Consider the following 13,544-nt stretch of genomic DNA (forward strand, 5'->3'; position numbering starts at 1 on the left):
GCTAAGCCTCGATGCTTGAACGGCTCATCGCCACGTAGGCGATGGAGGCCAGCAACCCGAAAAAGCTCATCACCAACGCCACGGCTGCGGCTTTGCCCACCTGGAAGCTGGTGAAGGCAAATTTATAGGCAAAGGTGGACAGCATTTCGGTGGCACGGGCCGGCCCACCCTGGGTGATGAGATAGACATAGTCGAAGGTCAGGAACGAGAAAATCGTGACCAGGACCAGCATCAGCCCAAGTGTCGGCAGGATGTGGGGGAGGGTCACGAAACGGAACACCTGCCAGCCGTTGGCGCCTTCGAGGAACGCCGCTTCCAGCTGATCTGCCGGGGTCTGGCGCATGGCGGCAAAGAAGATCACCGTGAGATAGCCCCAGAAGTGCCAGATATCGACGGACGCCACTGCGTAGAGTGCAGTGTCGGGATTGGCCAGCGGGCTTTGCATCGGCATGATCGTGCGCGAGATAAACCCGACCAGCCCGGAGACCGGGCTGAAGATGATGTTCTGCCAAATCACCGCATTGGCCACGGGCGAGAGGACATAGGGCAGCAGGAACACCACCTGGAAGATTGCAGCGCTACGATTGCGCGTCATCATCACCGATGCCGCAACCAATGCTATGCCCATCGGAATGGTCAGGAAGATGATGGTCCACTGCACGTTGTTCCAGATCGCGGTCCAGAACACCGGGTCGTTGCCGATGGCGGCGAAATTGGCGAGGCCAACGAAGCTGGGTGAGGAAATGCCATCCCAGTCGGAAAAAGCTGCGCCAAACGTCAGCAAGGCCGGGAGCAGGACAATCGCCACACTCAATATGAGTGCGGGCGCTATGAACAGGTAGTGCGAAGTTTGGACCGAAAGCCGGCGCACGGGTAAATCCTGTGATCAATTTTAGTTAGTGAAACGTTTAATTACGCCATAGTCAACCCAAATCCTCCTAGGTGGCCGGGCGTGTTCAAAGCTAATAAAATTCACAGCCATGCCGTTTGTCGGGAACGATGTCAGCTTTCGAGAAACGGTTTGGGTCCCTTAAAGGGCTGACATGGGGGCGACGGCGTCAATGACGTTTACAGGAGCCGCAGTGGCGCAAGTACAGATACTGATCTCATCGCCGTGGGAGACCTCACGACCGAACTCACCGACAATGCCTCTAGCCGGGCGCTTCTTGAAATGCTGCCGGTCACGATCACCATGCGAGACCATCTGCGTCAGGAAAAAACCGGCGAACTTCCCGCTGCTGTGCCCGAAGCCGAGCGTCAGCTGGATTTCGAAAACGGAACTCTCGGGCTGTGGGGTTCCAATGATTTCGTGATCTACTACCGTGACGGGAGCGTGCCGCGTCCGGGTATCATCATTCTAGGCCACATCCGAGGCGACGCTTCAATTCTGGACCGGGACGGTCCGCTCACTGTGGAGCTTAAACTGGCAGAGTAGGCGAGATAGCTCCGCTCGCCAGCTGGGGCAACCGTCCTACACGGCTTCCAGCAACGGACCGATTTTCGGTCTGAAGCTTTCGACCTCCGGCTTGGCAAAGTAGTATCCCTGGAACAATTTTATCCCGGTCGTTTTCAGGACTTCAAGCTCGGCAAACGTCTCAACACCCTCGGCCAGAACAGTAATTCCAAGCGCTGTCGCGATGTCGATGATGCCTCGCACGATAATTCTGCGGGCGTCAGATTCAGCGATGCCTCGTATCAGCGCCATGTCGATCTTGATGAGATCAGGCTGAAATTCGGCTAGCAGACCCAGGCCCGCATACCCGGCGCCAAAATCGTCCAGCGCAGTGGTAAAACCCATTTGCCTATAGGCTGCGACGATATTTTTGACATGGCCGGTATCGTCGATTTTTTCGTTTTCGGTAAACTCGAACATGAGCCGTTTTGGGTCGAACTTGGCGCGTGCAGCGGCCGCAAGCGAGGCCCTGATGCAGGCGGCAGGCTCATAAACGGCATTGGGCATGAAATTAATCGACAATTTGGCGGTGGAGCCAGCAGGCATATGGGCGCCGGCCAGTTCGATGGCCTTGACCCTGCATGCCTGGTCGAACTTGTAGCGGTTGCTGTCGTTGACCGCCGCAAGAACAGCGCCCGCCCCTTCGCCGTTGACGCCCCTGACCAGCGCCTCGTAGCCCCAGATTTCATCCATCGAGATGTCCACGATGGGCTGGAAAGCCATGGTGAAATCGATCTCGAATTTGGCGCCACTCTGGCACCCTTCGCAGGCTTGTTGGGTCAACTCGATATCCGGTGGGCTTCAAAATCTACGGCTAAATACTGACAGGTGCCCCTTAACGGGGCGTGTCCGGCGGCCGGTCTGTATGATGGCGTACGCCGCCAGAGGAAGGCCATTGGCGACAATTACAGCGACTGTGTACTGCCGAGCCAGGCGCTAAAGGGTTTGGTCAAAGGCGGCAATCAGCCTGTCGACCTCGGCGAGCGTGTTGTAGTGAGCCATAGAAACGCGAACAGCGCCGTTACTGCCCATCAGATCAAGGTTTTCGGCCAACCGGCGCGCGTGGAAATCGCCAAACCGCACCGCGACCTTGAAGGGATCGATGGACTTGGCAATCTCGCCGCTATCGCGGCCATTGATGGTGAAGCTAATCGTGGGCACCCGGCCCTCGCCTGCGGCATCCCGACCGATAATGCGACAATCGTTGCGGCTGCGGAGATAGCTCAGCAGTCGCTCGCCGATCTGACGCTCATGGACTCCGATATCGGCAAAGGCGGATACGATCCTTGCCCGGCTGCTGCCTGCGGAGTTGGACTTCCCGCCCAGTTCAATCAGATAGTCCACAATGCCGGCGGCGCCGCAGGAGAGCTCATAGTTGACGTTGCCGGGTTCGAGCTTCTGCGGCACTTTTTCCTTGCCGTAGAAGTAATGATAAAGGCCATCGAGCTCGAGCAGATGGTCGTACTTGCCGTAGAGAACGGCATGGTGCGGGCCGAACACCTTGTAGAAGCTGAAGGCGTAGTAATCGACATCCCAGGCGGTAACGTCGACGGCGCCGTGGGGGGCATAGGCAACGGCGTCCACGCATATGCGTGCGCCGTGTTCATGGGTGATGCGGGCAATCTCGGCGATGGGGTTGATCGTGCCCAGCAGGTTGGAAACGTGGGTGACGCAGACCAGCCTGGTGCGTGCGCTGAACAGGGGCAGCAGGTCGTCGATGTCCAGTTCGAAGGTTTGCTTGTTGACCTGCCAGGTCTTGATCACCACGCCCTGCTTTTGCAGGCTCATCCATGGTCCGATATTGGACTCGTGGTCGGCATTGGTGATGATGATTTCGTCGCCTGCGGACAACTGGCTGGCCATGGCGCGGGACAGGTTCTGCAGCAGGGCGGTCGTGGAGGGCCCCATGACGACTTCCTCGGGTCGCGCGGCGTTGATCAGCATGGCGACCGCGAGACGACTTTGCTCGACGGCTTCGCGCGCCTTGACGGAAACATCATAGGTTCCCCCGGTCTGGACATTGCGCGTCAACAGGAAGTCGCTGATGCGGTCCACCGATCGCTTCAGGATCTGCGAGCCGCCTGCATTGTCGAAGAAGGCCCATTCGCCACCAAGGGCAGGAAACTGGCTACGGACGAAGTCGAGGTCGAGGCTCATCGGTGGACTCTATTTTGCAAGGCAGGAAGGTCTAGTGGGCCAGGATCGCCTTGAGGAAGTCCCTGGTGCGCTGTTGGGTTGGGTGATCGAACACTTCGGCTGGCGTACCGGCTTCGATGATGCGGCCGCCATCCATGACGATGACGCGATCGGCCACCTGGCGCGCAAATCCCATCTCGTGGGTGACCACGATCATGGTGACGCCGGTATGGGCCAGGCCACGCATCACATCGAGGACTTCGCCGACCATTTCGGGATCGAGCGCCGAGGTGGGTTCATCAAAGAGCAGCGCCTTGGGCTCCATCGCCAGAGCGCGGGCGATCGCCACGCGCTGTTGCTGGCCACCCGAGAGTTGGCCGGGATATTTTTCGGCCTGCTCGGCGATGCCGACCCGCTGCAACAGCGCCATTGCGCGCGCGGCGGCAGTCGCCTCGTCAAGCTTGCGAATACGCATCGGGGCGAGCATCACGTTGCGCTTGACGCTCATGTGAGGGAACAGGTTGAACGACTGGAACACCATGCCCACCTCGGCGCGGACCGCGGCCAGGTCTTTGCCGACACGGACCGGGATGCCGCCCACGCTGATATCGCCGGGGCCAAACTGCTCCAGCAGGTTGACGCAGCGCACCAGGGTCGACTTTCCTGAGCCCGATGGGCCGATGATGCAGACGACCTCGCCGGGCGCGACGTCCAGATCGATGCGGTCAAGCGCGAGGAATTGGTCGTAGGACTTGCAAACGCCCTTCAGGGAAATGAATGGGACCATCATGAAATCCCCCGACGGAAGCGGGCTTCAAGCCGCGACACCAGTGCGACCAGAGGCCAGAGCAGCGCGATATAAATCACGGCCGCGCCGATGAGCGGGGTCGGGTTGGCGGCAAGCGCCTGGGCTTGAGTTGCCTGTTTCAGCAGGTCCGGCATCGCGACCACCGAAGCGAGCGCGGTGTCCTTGATGACGTTGATGCAGTTGTTGGTGAGGGGCGGGATGACGATGCGGATCGCCTGTGGCAGGACCACGTCAACCATCATGTACCGGTAGCCCAGGCCCAGCGCCTCGGAGGCCTCGAACTGGCCTTTGGGAATGGCTTCAATGCCGGCGCGAAATATCTCGGCAGTGTAAGCACCCGATACGAAAGTCAGAGCCGACCATGCGGCCCAGAATGAAGTGAGCCTGATGCCGACAAAAGGCAGGGCGTAGTAGACCAGGATCAGCAGCACGAGAATGGGTATCGAGCGGAAGATATCGATGTAGACTTTGGCGATCGCGGCAATTGGGCCGGGGCCATAGATGCGCAGCAAGGCGACGGCGAGGCCCAGGATCAGCCCGGCGACAATGCTGGCAACACCCAGCTGGATGGTGACCCACAGGCCGGTCAGCAGCAGGGGAAGGCTCTCTAGCAGCACTGCGCCGTTGAAGAATGTCTTGACGATATCCACCGCTCATCCCAGCTTTTAGTGGCAGGCAATGCGGCACCGGAGCCGCATTGCCAATGTGGGTTCAGCTTATTTGGCGGCTGGCATGTCGGTGACCATGACCGTGGAGGTCGTGTCTTCGGGCTTGGCACCAAACCACTTTTCATGCAGGCCGGCGATGAAGCCCTCGCCCTTAAGCGCGGTCAATACGTCGTTGACCTGGGCGGCCAGCGGATCGCCCTTATTGAACATGATCGAATACTTTTCGCCGGTGACGATACGTTCGACGACTTTGAACTCGGGCTTGTCCTTGGTGTAGTAGAGCAGGGCGGGGATGTCGCTGATATAGCCATCGATGCGGCCGGCCTGAAGGTCCAGCATTGCGGGGGTGAGACCCTCGTACCGGTTGATGCCGGCCAGCCCCAGCTTTTCAGTATTTGCGGTGGCATAGATGTCGCCGGTGGAGGCGGTGTCCACCCCGACGGTCTTGCCCTTGAGATCGGCGGTGCCGGTGATGCCCGAGGCGGCCAGCACCGTCAGCGACTGGTCGCTGTCGTAGTAGGGCTGCGCGAAGGCAACCGATTCCAGGCGTTTGTCGGTGATGGTGATCGAGGACACGGCCATGTTGACGCGGCCCGATTGTACCGCGGGGAACAGGCCGTTGAATGGGATGTTTTCGAACGCCACGGTCTTGCCAAGGCGTTTGGCCACTTCGTTGACGAGATCGACTTCAAAGCCAACCGTTGCGCCGGATGCGTCCTGGAATTCCCACGGAACATTGCCGATATTGGCGCCGACGGTGAAGTCTGCCGCGAGGCTGGTGGATACCATGCCGCCGAAAGCAAGACTTGCGATCATGGCTGCGGATGCAAGTAGGCCAGAAAATTTCATTGCGTATCCCCTTGTTTCAACAGCGCTTAAGAGCGCTGGCCTGCCTTCTAAAACCCATTGAGGCGACCCGGTCCGAAAGTGCGACCAACAGGTCAGTCCGGTCTGACCTGTCTAAACTGGTGTTAATAAATGAGCAAGTTGGAATCTCTGCCCATCGAAGCATCAATGCAGGTGACTAAGCCCGAGGATGGCGGTAACGATGCCTGCGGGCCCAATAAGACGGCCCTGTATCGACACGGTTAACGGCAGGCATGGCTCGGTCAAACGTCACCAATGCTGCAGCGCAAAAGCTGCAAGAGATGATCAAAGCCGGCACACTGGTTCCGGATCAACAATTGCCGTCGCAGTCCGATCTGTCGCGCCAGCTGGGCATTTCGCGCGCGTCGCTGCGAGAGTCCCTTTCAATGCTGGAAACGCTTGGCCTGCTGCGCATCGAGCCGGGACGCGGCACATTCGTGGCGGCCAGCGTGCCGAGTGGCAGCGGGCAGCTGGCGTCACGCGCAATGACTGGCCGCTATGGCAAGCAGGACATCTATCAGACGCGGCTTTACCTCGAGAGCATCGTCGCGGGTCTGGTCGCGGACCACATCACGCCGGCAACGATTGCGGCGTTGAACGAGCACACCACCATGATGTGCGCCGCGTGGGACAAGGGCGACCTGGTTGGCGTGGTCAACCACGACCGCGATTTCCACCATGCGATCTGGGCCGCCTGTCCGAACATCGTGCTGCGCGACCTGTGCCTGAGCATGGCCGATGAATTTGCCGCCACCCGCAGCTATCCGCTGCCCGCGACCCGACCGGCGCGCTTCGTGGAGTCGGCCAACGAGCATTTCGCCATGGTCGATGCCCTGGCGGTGGGCGATGGCGATCGCGCGGCGGCCATGATGCAGGGGCATATTCGCAATACTGCCGCCGCTGCGGGCCTGACGCTGCAACCGCTTCCGCACAGCCACATGATCCCTGCCTAGTTCGGGCACACGAGAGACGCAATGACCAACTTCGATACGATAATCGCCAATGGGCTTGTCGTGAATGCTACCGAGCAAAGGGTGTGTGACGTGGGCATTCGCGACGGTGTCATCGCCGCCATCGGATCGGGGTTGGGCACGGCCCATCGGGTCATCGACGCCACGGGCAAGATCGTGGTGCCGGGCGGTATCGATAGCCATGTGCATATCTCGCAACCATCGGGCCATGGCATCGTCATGGCTGACGATTTTGCCAGCGGCACGCTATCGGCAGTCTGCGGCGGCACCACCACCATCCTGCCGTTCTGCCTGCAGCAAAAAGGGGAGTCGCTGCGCGAAGTGCTCAAGGACTATCACGCCAAGGCCGACGGCAATTGCCATGCCGATGTCAGCTTTCATCTGATCGTCACCGACCCAACCCCTAACGTGCTGGGGCAGGAACTGCCGGCACTCGTAGAGGAGGGCTATACCTCGTTCAAGGTGTTCATGACCTATGAGGGCATGCGGCTCTACGACGATGAAATTCTCGCTACAATGGACTGCGCGCGCGATACGGGCGCGCTGATGATGGTGCATTGCGAAAACGAAGACGCGATCCGCTACCTTATCGGCAAGCACGAAGACCAGGCAAAGGTCGAGCCCAAGTATCATGCGACGACACGCCCGCAGGTGGTCGAGCGCGAAGCTACACACCGGGCGATTTCGCTGGCCGAAGTGGTGGATGTGCCGGTGGTCATCGTGCACGTTTCCAACGGGCCGGCGATGCAGGAAATCCGTGCCGCCAAGGCGCGGGGTCGCGCTGTGGTGGGTGAGACCTGCCCGCAATACCTGGTGCTGACGGCCGAAGACCTCGACATGGCGGAGTGGGAGGGGGCCAAGTTCGTCTGTTCACCTCCACCGCGCGATGCGGAAAGCCAGATGGCCTGCTGGGAAGGGATCGAGACCGGGGTGTTCGACCTGTTCTCCTCGGACCATTGTCCATTCCGCTACGACGATCCTCACGGCAAACTGAGCCCTGACGGGCGGAAAAGCTTCCGCTGGATTCCCAATGGCATTCCTGGAGTCGAAACACGCCTGCCGATCCTGTTTTCCGAAGGCGTCAGCAAAGGCCGGATCGACCTGCAGCGCTTCGTCGCGCTGTCGTCGACCAACCATGCACAACTTTATGGCCTCTATCCGCGCAAAGGCGTGATTGCCGTAGGCTCCGACGCGGACATTGTGATTTGGGACCCAGAAAAAAGCGGTGCCATTCGGCAGGCTGGGCTTCACCACGGCGCCGATTACACGCCTTACGAGGGCCTGCATATCGACGGGTGGCCGATCCTGTCGATGCTGCGGGGAGCCGTGGTGATGGAAGGGGGCGAGCCGACCGGCGTCAATCCGGGCGGCCAGCACCTCGCGCGGGAGCGCTCGCCCCTGGTCGAGGCCGCTCGCCTTGCCCATTCCCCACCATGACGTCTTTCAACCGGATCGAGACATGCCGCTATGACTGAGCCGACGGAAATGCTTTTCATCGCAACGCCGCTCGAGACCGAATATGTGGACCGGATAAAGGCCGCAGCCGGTGATCGCATCCGTGTGGTTTACGACGCCGATTTGATGCCTCCAACGCGCTTCGTCGCCGACCACGGGGGCATGCCCGGCTTTCGACGCAATGAGGAGCAGGCCTCACGTTGGGCAAAGCATCTCGCCGCGGCAACGATCCTGTTTGACATGCCGCCGGGAATTCCGGCGGGGAGCGGCCTGCTGGACGTGGCTCCGAACGTCAAGTGGGTGCAGACATCCAGTTCCGGGATCGGGCAGGCGCTGAAGCGTTTGGGTCTCATTGGGACCAGCGTGCACGTGACCAATGCCCGCGGCATCCATGCCGAGCCGCTTGCGGAGTTCGCTTTTGCCAGCATCCTCAAACACGTCAAGCGCCTCGATTTCCTGCGGGACGAACAGGCAGCGCATCGCTGGGAACGCTATTGCGGAGACGGGCTGGACGGTACCAGTCTGCTCGTGGTGGGGGCTGGCGCGGTGGGTAGCAGGGTTGGCCGCCTCGGGCAGGCGTTCGGCATGACCGTGGCCGCCGTGGTGAATTCGCCCTCGCCGGAGCGAAAGGCGGAGTTGAATGCGCACAGCATCCATGGCGTTCAGGAGCTGCACGGGCTGTTGTCCACTGCCGACTTCGTGGTGCTGTGCGTGCCCCATACCCCAGATACCGAGCAACTGATCAATGCCAAGGCCATAGCGGCGATGAAACCCGGGGTGGTTCTCGTCAATATTGCTCGCGGCCAGGTGATCGACGAGGAGGCGATGATTGGGGCGCTGAGGTCCGGGCACATTGCCTTTGCCGGACTGGACGTGGCCGCCATCGAGCCATTGCCGGTTGAATCGCCGCTCTGGGACATGCCCAACGTGCTGATCAGCCCGCATTCGGCCAGCACCGTAACCAGCGAAAACCGACGGATCACCGATATTTTCTGCGCAAATATCCCGCTGTACCTCGACGGTCGCCTGGCGGATATGAAGAACGTTTTCGACAAGGACCGGATGTACTGACGAACGCGCGACATGGCCGCCAGCGCAAGCATGCGGGGCCCCGGCATTGGGCCAATGTTTGTATGACGCAATAGCACCGCAGTGCTAGAAGCTCAGATCTGGTTTCGTACATTTCCGAGTCGATAGACCGGCTGGTTGTGCGCCCGATCCTGGAGAATGAGCGTGCACGGCGATTCTGCCATTTCCGAACTGCCGCAACCCAAACGCATTTCGCTGTCCGAAAGTGTCGCGGATACGATTGCGGAGGCCATCGCCACTCGGATCATTTCGCCCGGCGAAAGGATTGTAGAGACGTCGCTGGTCGAAAAGCTCGGTGTCAGCCGGGTGCCAATCCGCGAAGCGCTGAAGGTGCTGCATGCCCAGGGCATCATCAGCGGCGGTGGACATCGAGGCTATCGTGTCGCCGCCTTCGATACTGGCGTCACCCAGCAGATCATGGAAGTGCGGCTGAGCCTTGAAAGCTTCATGCTGCGCGATGCGATCGAAAATTGGCGGCTGGGCAAGGGCAGCCCCAGGGTTCTTGAGGACTCCATCGAACAGATGCGGCAGTCGGCCAGGGCCGGCAGCTTGCGCAATTCGATGATCGCCGATCTAGAGTTTCATCGGATGATCAGGGTTGCCGCTGACAATCCGATCGTGGGCACGCTGTGGGACACGATTGCCCGCCACGTGATGATCGTCTTCAACTTTGAACGGTTCCGCGACGAAGACCTCGATGCCATCCCAAAGCAGCATGAGGAGTTCCGCGATTGGATCGTGGCGGAGGTTGGCAAGGACGCCACGCCGTTTTCACAAATCCAGGCTGCGCTCGAAGATCATATGCTGCTGATCGCCCGCAAGAAAAGGCAGGGCAAGGTTTCCATTACCAGCTAACCGCCGCATTCCGGGCGTTTTTTGGGCAGTTCGCCAGAGCGCGGCTGTGGTTTGCGCCATTGCAGCATTGTATATTGTATGACAAGGTCGGGACGTTCACGATGTGGATGACCCGTTTTCCGTAATGGCTTGAGTGTACATGTATCGTATCGGCGTCGACGTCGGTGGCACATTCACCGACTTCACCTTGCTCGATGAATCGAGCGGTGAAATCCACTTCCACAAGACTCCATCGACCCCGCACGATCCTTCCGAGGCCATCGAGAATGGTCTGCGGGGCATGCTGGAGACTCTGGACTTTGCACCCGAAAACGTCAGCTACCTTGGCCATGGCACGACGGTCGCGACCAATATCGTCATCGAGCGCCGTGGTGCCCGGACCGGCCTGATCACCACCAAGGGCTTCCGCGACGTGCTGGAACTGGGGCGGCAAGCGCGTCCGTCGATCTACGATTATCGCGTGGAGAAGCCACCAGTGCTGGTCCCGCGCGACAGGCGGGTCGAGGTTGTCGAACGCATTGGGCCGGCCGGAGAGGTGCTGGTCGAACTCGATGAGGCCTCGCTCGAAGCCGCCGTGCGCAAGCTGGCCGAAGTCGGCGTCGAAAGCGTTGCGATCTGCTTTCTCCACAGCTACCGCCGCCCGGAGCACGAGGCGCGGGCCAAGGCCGTGGTCGCGGCGATCCTGCCCGATGCCTACATCACGCTGTCGTCGGAAATCCTGCCCGAATTTCGCGAGTTCGAGCGCATGTCGACCGTTGCGGTCAATGCCTTCATCGGCCCGAGGATGGGCGCGTATCTCGACCGCTTCCGCAATCGCGTGCGGGACGTCGGTATCCCCGTCGAGCCTTACACCATTCATTCCAATGGCGGTCTGATGTCGGCCGACACGGTCTTTGCGTCCCCGGTGCGGACCTGCGTGTCGGGACCGGCGGCCGGCGTGGTTGGGGCCGCTGAAATCGGTCGCATTGCGGGGTTGGGCAATCTTATAACCTTCGATGTCGGCGGAACGTCCACCGACGTGTCGCTAATCGCCGATGCGACGCCGCTGTTTACCAGCGCACGGCTGGTCGCTGGATATCCGGTCAAGACGCCAATGCTGGATATCCACGTGATCGGGGCAGGCGGTGGCTCGATTGCGGCGATCGACGATGCCGGCTCGCTCAAGGTGGGTCCGCGTTCCGCCGGTGCCGCGCCCGGTCCCGTCGCTTATGGCCGGGGCGGAACCGAGCCGACCATAACCGATGCCAATCTGTGCCTGGGGCGCCTGGACGCCGGAACTTTGCTGGGCGGGCGCATGAGAATCGATCTCGAAGCCGCGCGAACGGTGATCCGCGACGCCATTGCCACCCCGCTTGGATTGTCGCTCGAGGAAGCTGCGCACGGCATCATCCAGATCGCCAATGCCAATATGAGCCGCGCCATTCGCTCGGTGTCGGTGGAAAAGGGCTATGACATAGGCGACTTCGCGCTATGCGCCTTTGGTGGCGCAGGGCCGCTGCACGCTGCCGAAGTGGCCATCGAATGCGGCTTGCCGCGCATCCTCATTCCGCGCGAGCCGGGCACCGTGTGCGCGCGCGGCATGCTGCTGACCGATTTGAGCTCGGACTATGTTCGCAGCTATTTCGCCGATTCCACGGCCGAGAACTGGCGGCATGTGCTCACGCTGTTCGACACCATGATTGCCGACGGACAGGCCTGGCTCGACAAGGAAGCCGTCCCTGCGCAGAGCCGCCGCTTCAAGCGAGTGCTCGATGCGCGCTATCGCGGCCAGAACTTCGAAGTCAAAGTCGATTGCGACGGCGTTACCGCCGAGGGTCTGGCCCAGCTCGAAGAGCGCTTCCACGCCGCCAAGGGCGTCCCCACAAGCACGCGGCCTACAAAAAACTGGGAATACACAGTGTTAATGGACTTTTACGCCTATTCAAAGAGCCCGAAGTTTTGGAAACACATCCTTCCCCTGAAAGCCTTGCCCTCACTCAACTTGAGGCCCGAATTCGAAAGCTAGAATTGAAGGTCGCCAAGCTCACGCGACAATTGCTTCAGTCAAATAACGTCGAGCCGTAAGCAACCTAATTTGCTGTGTAATACGAGCCGCCAGCAACCTCTTAACGATTCTGATCTGCGAGTACCGCGGTCGGCCCAAAACCAGATTGGGAATTGGAGGTCGCGTTATGCGACGGAGGACCGCTCTTGGCAGGCTTTGCCGACCATCTGAAAATCAGGCGCAATGAATCATAGAAGGGGTGTTAAGCCAGAGGCGATGTCCGCTTTCGGGCAGTGGCAAAGGGCGGTCGAACGTCTGAATTGGGGCGCGTTGCTGACCGGCTGCACCCGACCCCATCTCAGCCGTTGGCCCTTTTCTACCCTCCCATATATGACCAAAACACCATCTTGGCGAACTCGGTTTTCCAGAATGGGTCGCCATGACCGCCGTCCGGAGTACTAAAGATAACTTCGGCGCCTGCCGCCTTCAGGGCGTCTGCCCACTGTACCGCGTTCTCCAGGAAGAATGGCTCGAGCGTTCCGGCGGTGAGATAAGTTCGGGGCAAAACGCTGGGCATTTTCGCCGGCGGCCGATAGCCGGCACCAGGTGACGCAGCGAAAACAAAGCCGAACATCTCAGGATGCCGCAGGCCCAAGGCGAGAGCCAGTTCCGCGCCGGCTGAAGCGCCTGCGACTATAGTCCGGTCGGCCGGAATTGATACGTCGAACTTCGAGCGGACCCACTCGCGTACGTCGTGAATGAGAAAGCCTTCATGGGCCGAAAACTGCTCCGCGTCAAAGCCCGGCGAGTACTCCCGCAGACGCGCCATCTCATCTTTGTCGTCGGTGCTGTGAACGCCAACGATCATGGTCGGCGGAGCGCGCAGGACTTCAAGTTCCCGGCCCCACGTCGAAATGAGCTGCCCGTCGCCACTAAACACGATGGCGCGCGGCGGGCTAGGCGGCATGTAAACGGAAACCTGCCGCCCACGGTCGTAATCGAACCTCTCGGTTACAATCATCACAATGTCTCTCGTGCGCCCAACCGGGGATGCACGGCCTGGCACCTATATCGGCAATCGGCTGGCGTGTCGCTCCTGGCACCAAGCAGACGCTAGCAGCCCAATATCGGCCTGTCGCCTTCCCGCTCTGATCAAGACATCAATATCGCCATCAAACCGATGGCCGCTTTTGGGCGTTTATCGAGTGGGCCCGAACGGCAGGGATGGGGCGCAATGTCGACCGGCAGCTTCCGACCC

Annotated in this window: 13 protein-coding genes; 6 read left to right on the top strand and 7 right to left on the bottom strand. The window is 60.4% G+C overall.

The features are described 5' to 3' along the window. Nucleotide 1: 1 nt before the first annotated feature. A complete protein-coding gene (locus ABIB57_RS24880) occupies nt 2–871 on the bottom strand; it encodes a carbohydrate ABC transporter permease (RefSeq protein WP_354044025.1) in 870 nt (289 codons plus the stop codon). 243 nt (nt 872–1,114) lie between these two features. On the opposite strand from ABIB57_RS24880, the gene ABIB57_RS24885 reads away from it, so the two are divergent. Next, a complete protein-coding gene (locus tag ABIB57_RS24885; RefSeq protein ID WP_354044027.1) occupies nt 1,115–1,435 on the top strand; it encodes a cyclophilin-like fold protein in 321 nt (106 codons plus the stop codon). Nucleotides 1,436–1,471: 36 nt separating this feature from the next. Here the strand turns inward: ABIB57_RS24885 and ABIB57_RS24890 are convergent, their stop codons facing one another. The 5 genes from ABIB57_RS24890 to ABIB57_RS24910 all read right to left on the bottom strand — a co-directional run bounded on the left by ABIB57_RS24890 (nt 1,472) and on the right by ABIB57_RS24910 (nt 5,881). Next, entirely contained in the window at nt 1,472–2,236 is a 765-nt protein-coding gene (locus tag ABIB57_RS24890; RefSeq protein ID WP_354044028.1) for an EAL domain-containing protein, read from the bottom strand. A 153-nt stretch (nt 2,237–2,389) separates the two neighbouring features. Then, complete coding sequence (locus ABIB57_RS24895) at nt 2,390–3,610, bottom strand: cysteine desulfurase-like protein (RefSeq protein ID WP_354044030.1); 1,221 nt, start codon at nt 3,608–3,610, stop codon at nt 2,390–2,392. A gap of 31 nt (nt 3,611–3,641) precedes the next feature. Next, nucleotides 3,642–4,376 (bottom strand): amino acid ABC transporter ATP-binding protein, encoded by a 735-nt coding sequence (locus tag ABIB57_RS24900; RefSeq protein ID WP_354044095.1) that lies wholly within the window; start codon nt 4,374–4,376, stop codon nt 3,642–3,644. Then, nucleotides 4,376–5,047: an amino acid ABC transporter permease gene (locus ABIB57_RS24905; RefSeq protein ID WP_354044031.1), complete on the bottom strand. Its 672-nt coding sequence runs from the start codon at nt 5,045–5,047 to the stop codon at nt 4,376–4,378. The genes ABIB57_RS24900 and ABIB57_RS24905 overlap by 1 nt, the downstream gene beginning before the upstream one ends. A gap of 66 nt (nt 5,048–5,113) precedes the next feature. Then, on the bottom strand, nt 5,114–5,881 hold the full coding sequence (locus ABIB57_RS24910) for a transporter substrate-binding domain-containing protein (RefSeq protein WP_354044096.1): 768 nt from the start codon (nt 5,879–5,881) through the stop codon (nt 5,114–5,116). Nucleotides 5,882–6,165: 284 nt separating this feature from the next. Here ABIB57_RS24910 and ABIB57_RS24915 point away from each other — a divergent pair, with 284 nt between their 5' ends. From ABIB57_RS24915 to ABIB57_RS24935, 5 genes are all read left to right on the top strand, one after another. Next, entirely contained in the window at nt 6,166–6,885 is a 720-nt protein-coding gene (locus ABIB57_RS24915) for a FadR/GntR family transcriptional regulator (protein WP_354044032.1), read from the top strand. Between the two features lie 21 nt (nt 6,886–6,906). Then, nucleotides 6,907–8,340 (top strand): dihydropyrimidinase, encoded by a 1,434-nt coding sequence (hydA, locus tag ABIB57_RS24920; protein WP_354044034.1) that lies wholly within the window; start codon nt 6,907–6,909, stop codon nt 8,338–8,340. 30 nt (nt 8,341–8,370) lie between these two features. Continuing rightward, nucleotides 8,371–9,429 (top strand): D-2-hydroxyacid dehydrogenase, encoded by a 1,059-nt coding sequence (locus tag ABIB57_RS24925; RefSeq protein ID WP_354044035.1) that lies wholly within the window; start codon nt 8,371–8,373, stop codon nt 9,427–9,429. A 162-nt stretch (nt 9,430–9,591) separates the two neighbouring features. Continuing rightward, nucleotides 9,592–10,302 (top strand): GntR family transcriptional regulator, encoded by a 711-nt coding sequence (locus ABIB57_RS24930; RefSeq protein WP_354044036.1) that lies wholly within the window; start codon nt 9,592–9,594, stop codon nt 10,300–10,302. Nucleotides 10,303–10,441: 139 nt separating this feature from the next. Continuing rightward, nucleotides 10,442–12,307 (top strand): hydantoinase/oxoprolinase family protein, encoded by a 1,866-nt coding sequence (locus ABIB57_RS24935; RefSeq protein ID WP_354044037.1) that lies wholly within the window; start codon nt 10,442–10,444, stop codon nt 12,305–12,307. 355 nt (nt 12,308–12,662) lie between these two features. Here the strand turns inward: ABIB57_RS24935 and ABIB57_RS24940 are convergent, their stop codons facing one another. Next, nucleotides 12,663–13,307, bottom strand: coding sequence for an alpha/beta hydrolase (locus ABIB57_RS24940; protein ID WP_354044098.1), 645 nt, complete (start codon nt 13,305–13,307; stop codon nt 12,663–12,665). Between the last annotated feature and the right edge of the window lie 237 nt (nt 13,308–13,544).

Source organism: Devosia sp. UYZn731 (assembly GCF_040546795.1).
Classification (GTDB): domain Bacteria; phylum Pseudomonadota; class Alphaproteobacteria; order Rhizobiales; family Devosiaceae; genus Devosia.

Excerpts from the sequence above, each read along its gene's own strand:
- ABIB57_RS24895 (WP_354044030.1), bottom strand. The coding sequence starts at position 3,610 with ATGAGCCTCGACCTCGACTTCGTCCGTAGCCAGTTTCCTGCCCTTGGT.
- ABIB57_RS24900 (WP_354044095.1), bottom strand. The coding sequence starts at position 4,376 with ATGGTCCCATTCATTTCCCTGAAGGGCGTTTGCAAGTCCTACGACCAA.
- ABIB57_RS24910 (WP_354044096.1), bottom strand. The coding sequence starts at position 5,881 with ATGATCGCAAGTCTTGCTTTCGGCGGCATGGTATCCACCAGCCTCGCG.
- ABIB57_RS24915 (WP_354044032.1), top strand. The coding sequence starts at position 6,166 with ATGGCTCGGTCAAACGTCACCAATGCTGCAGCGCAAAAGCTGCAAGAG.
- hydA (WP_354044034.1), top strand. The coding sequence starts at position 6,907 with ATGACCAACTTCGATACGATAATCGCCAATGGGCTTGTCGTGAATGCT.
- ABIB57_RS24925 (WP_354044035.1), top strand. The coding sequence starts at position 8,371 with ATGACTGAGCCGACGGAAATGCTTTTCATCGCAACGCCGCTCGAGACC.
- ABIB57_RS24935 (WP_354044037.1), top strand. The coding sequence starts at position 10,442 with ATGTATCGTATCGGCGTCGACGTCGGTGGCACATTCACCGACTTCACC.
- ABIB57_RS24940 (WP_354044098.1), bottom strand. The coding sequence starts at position 13,307 with ATGATTGTAACCGAGAGGTTCGATTACGACCGTGGGCGGCAGGTTTCC.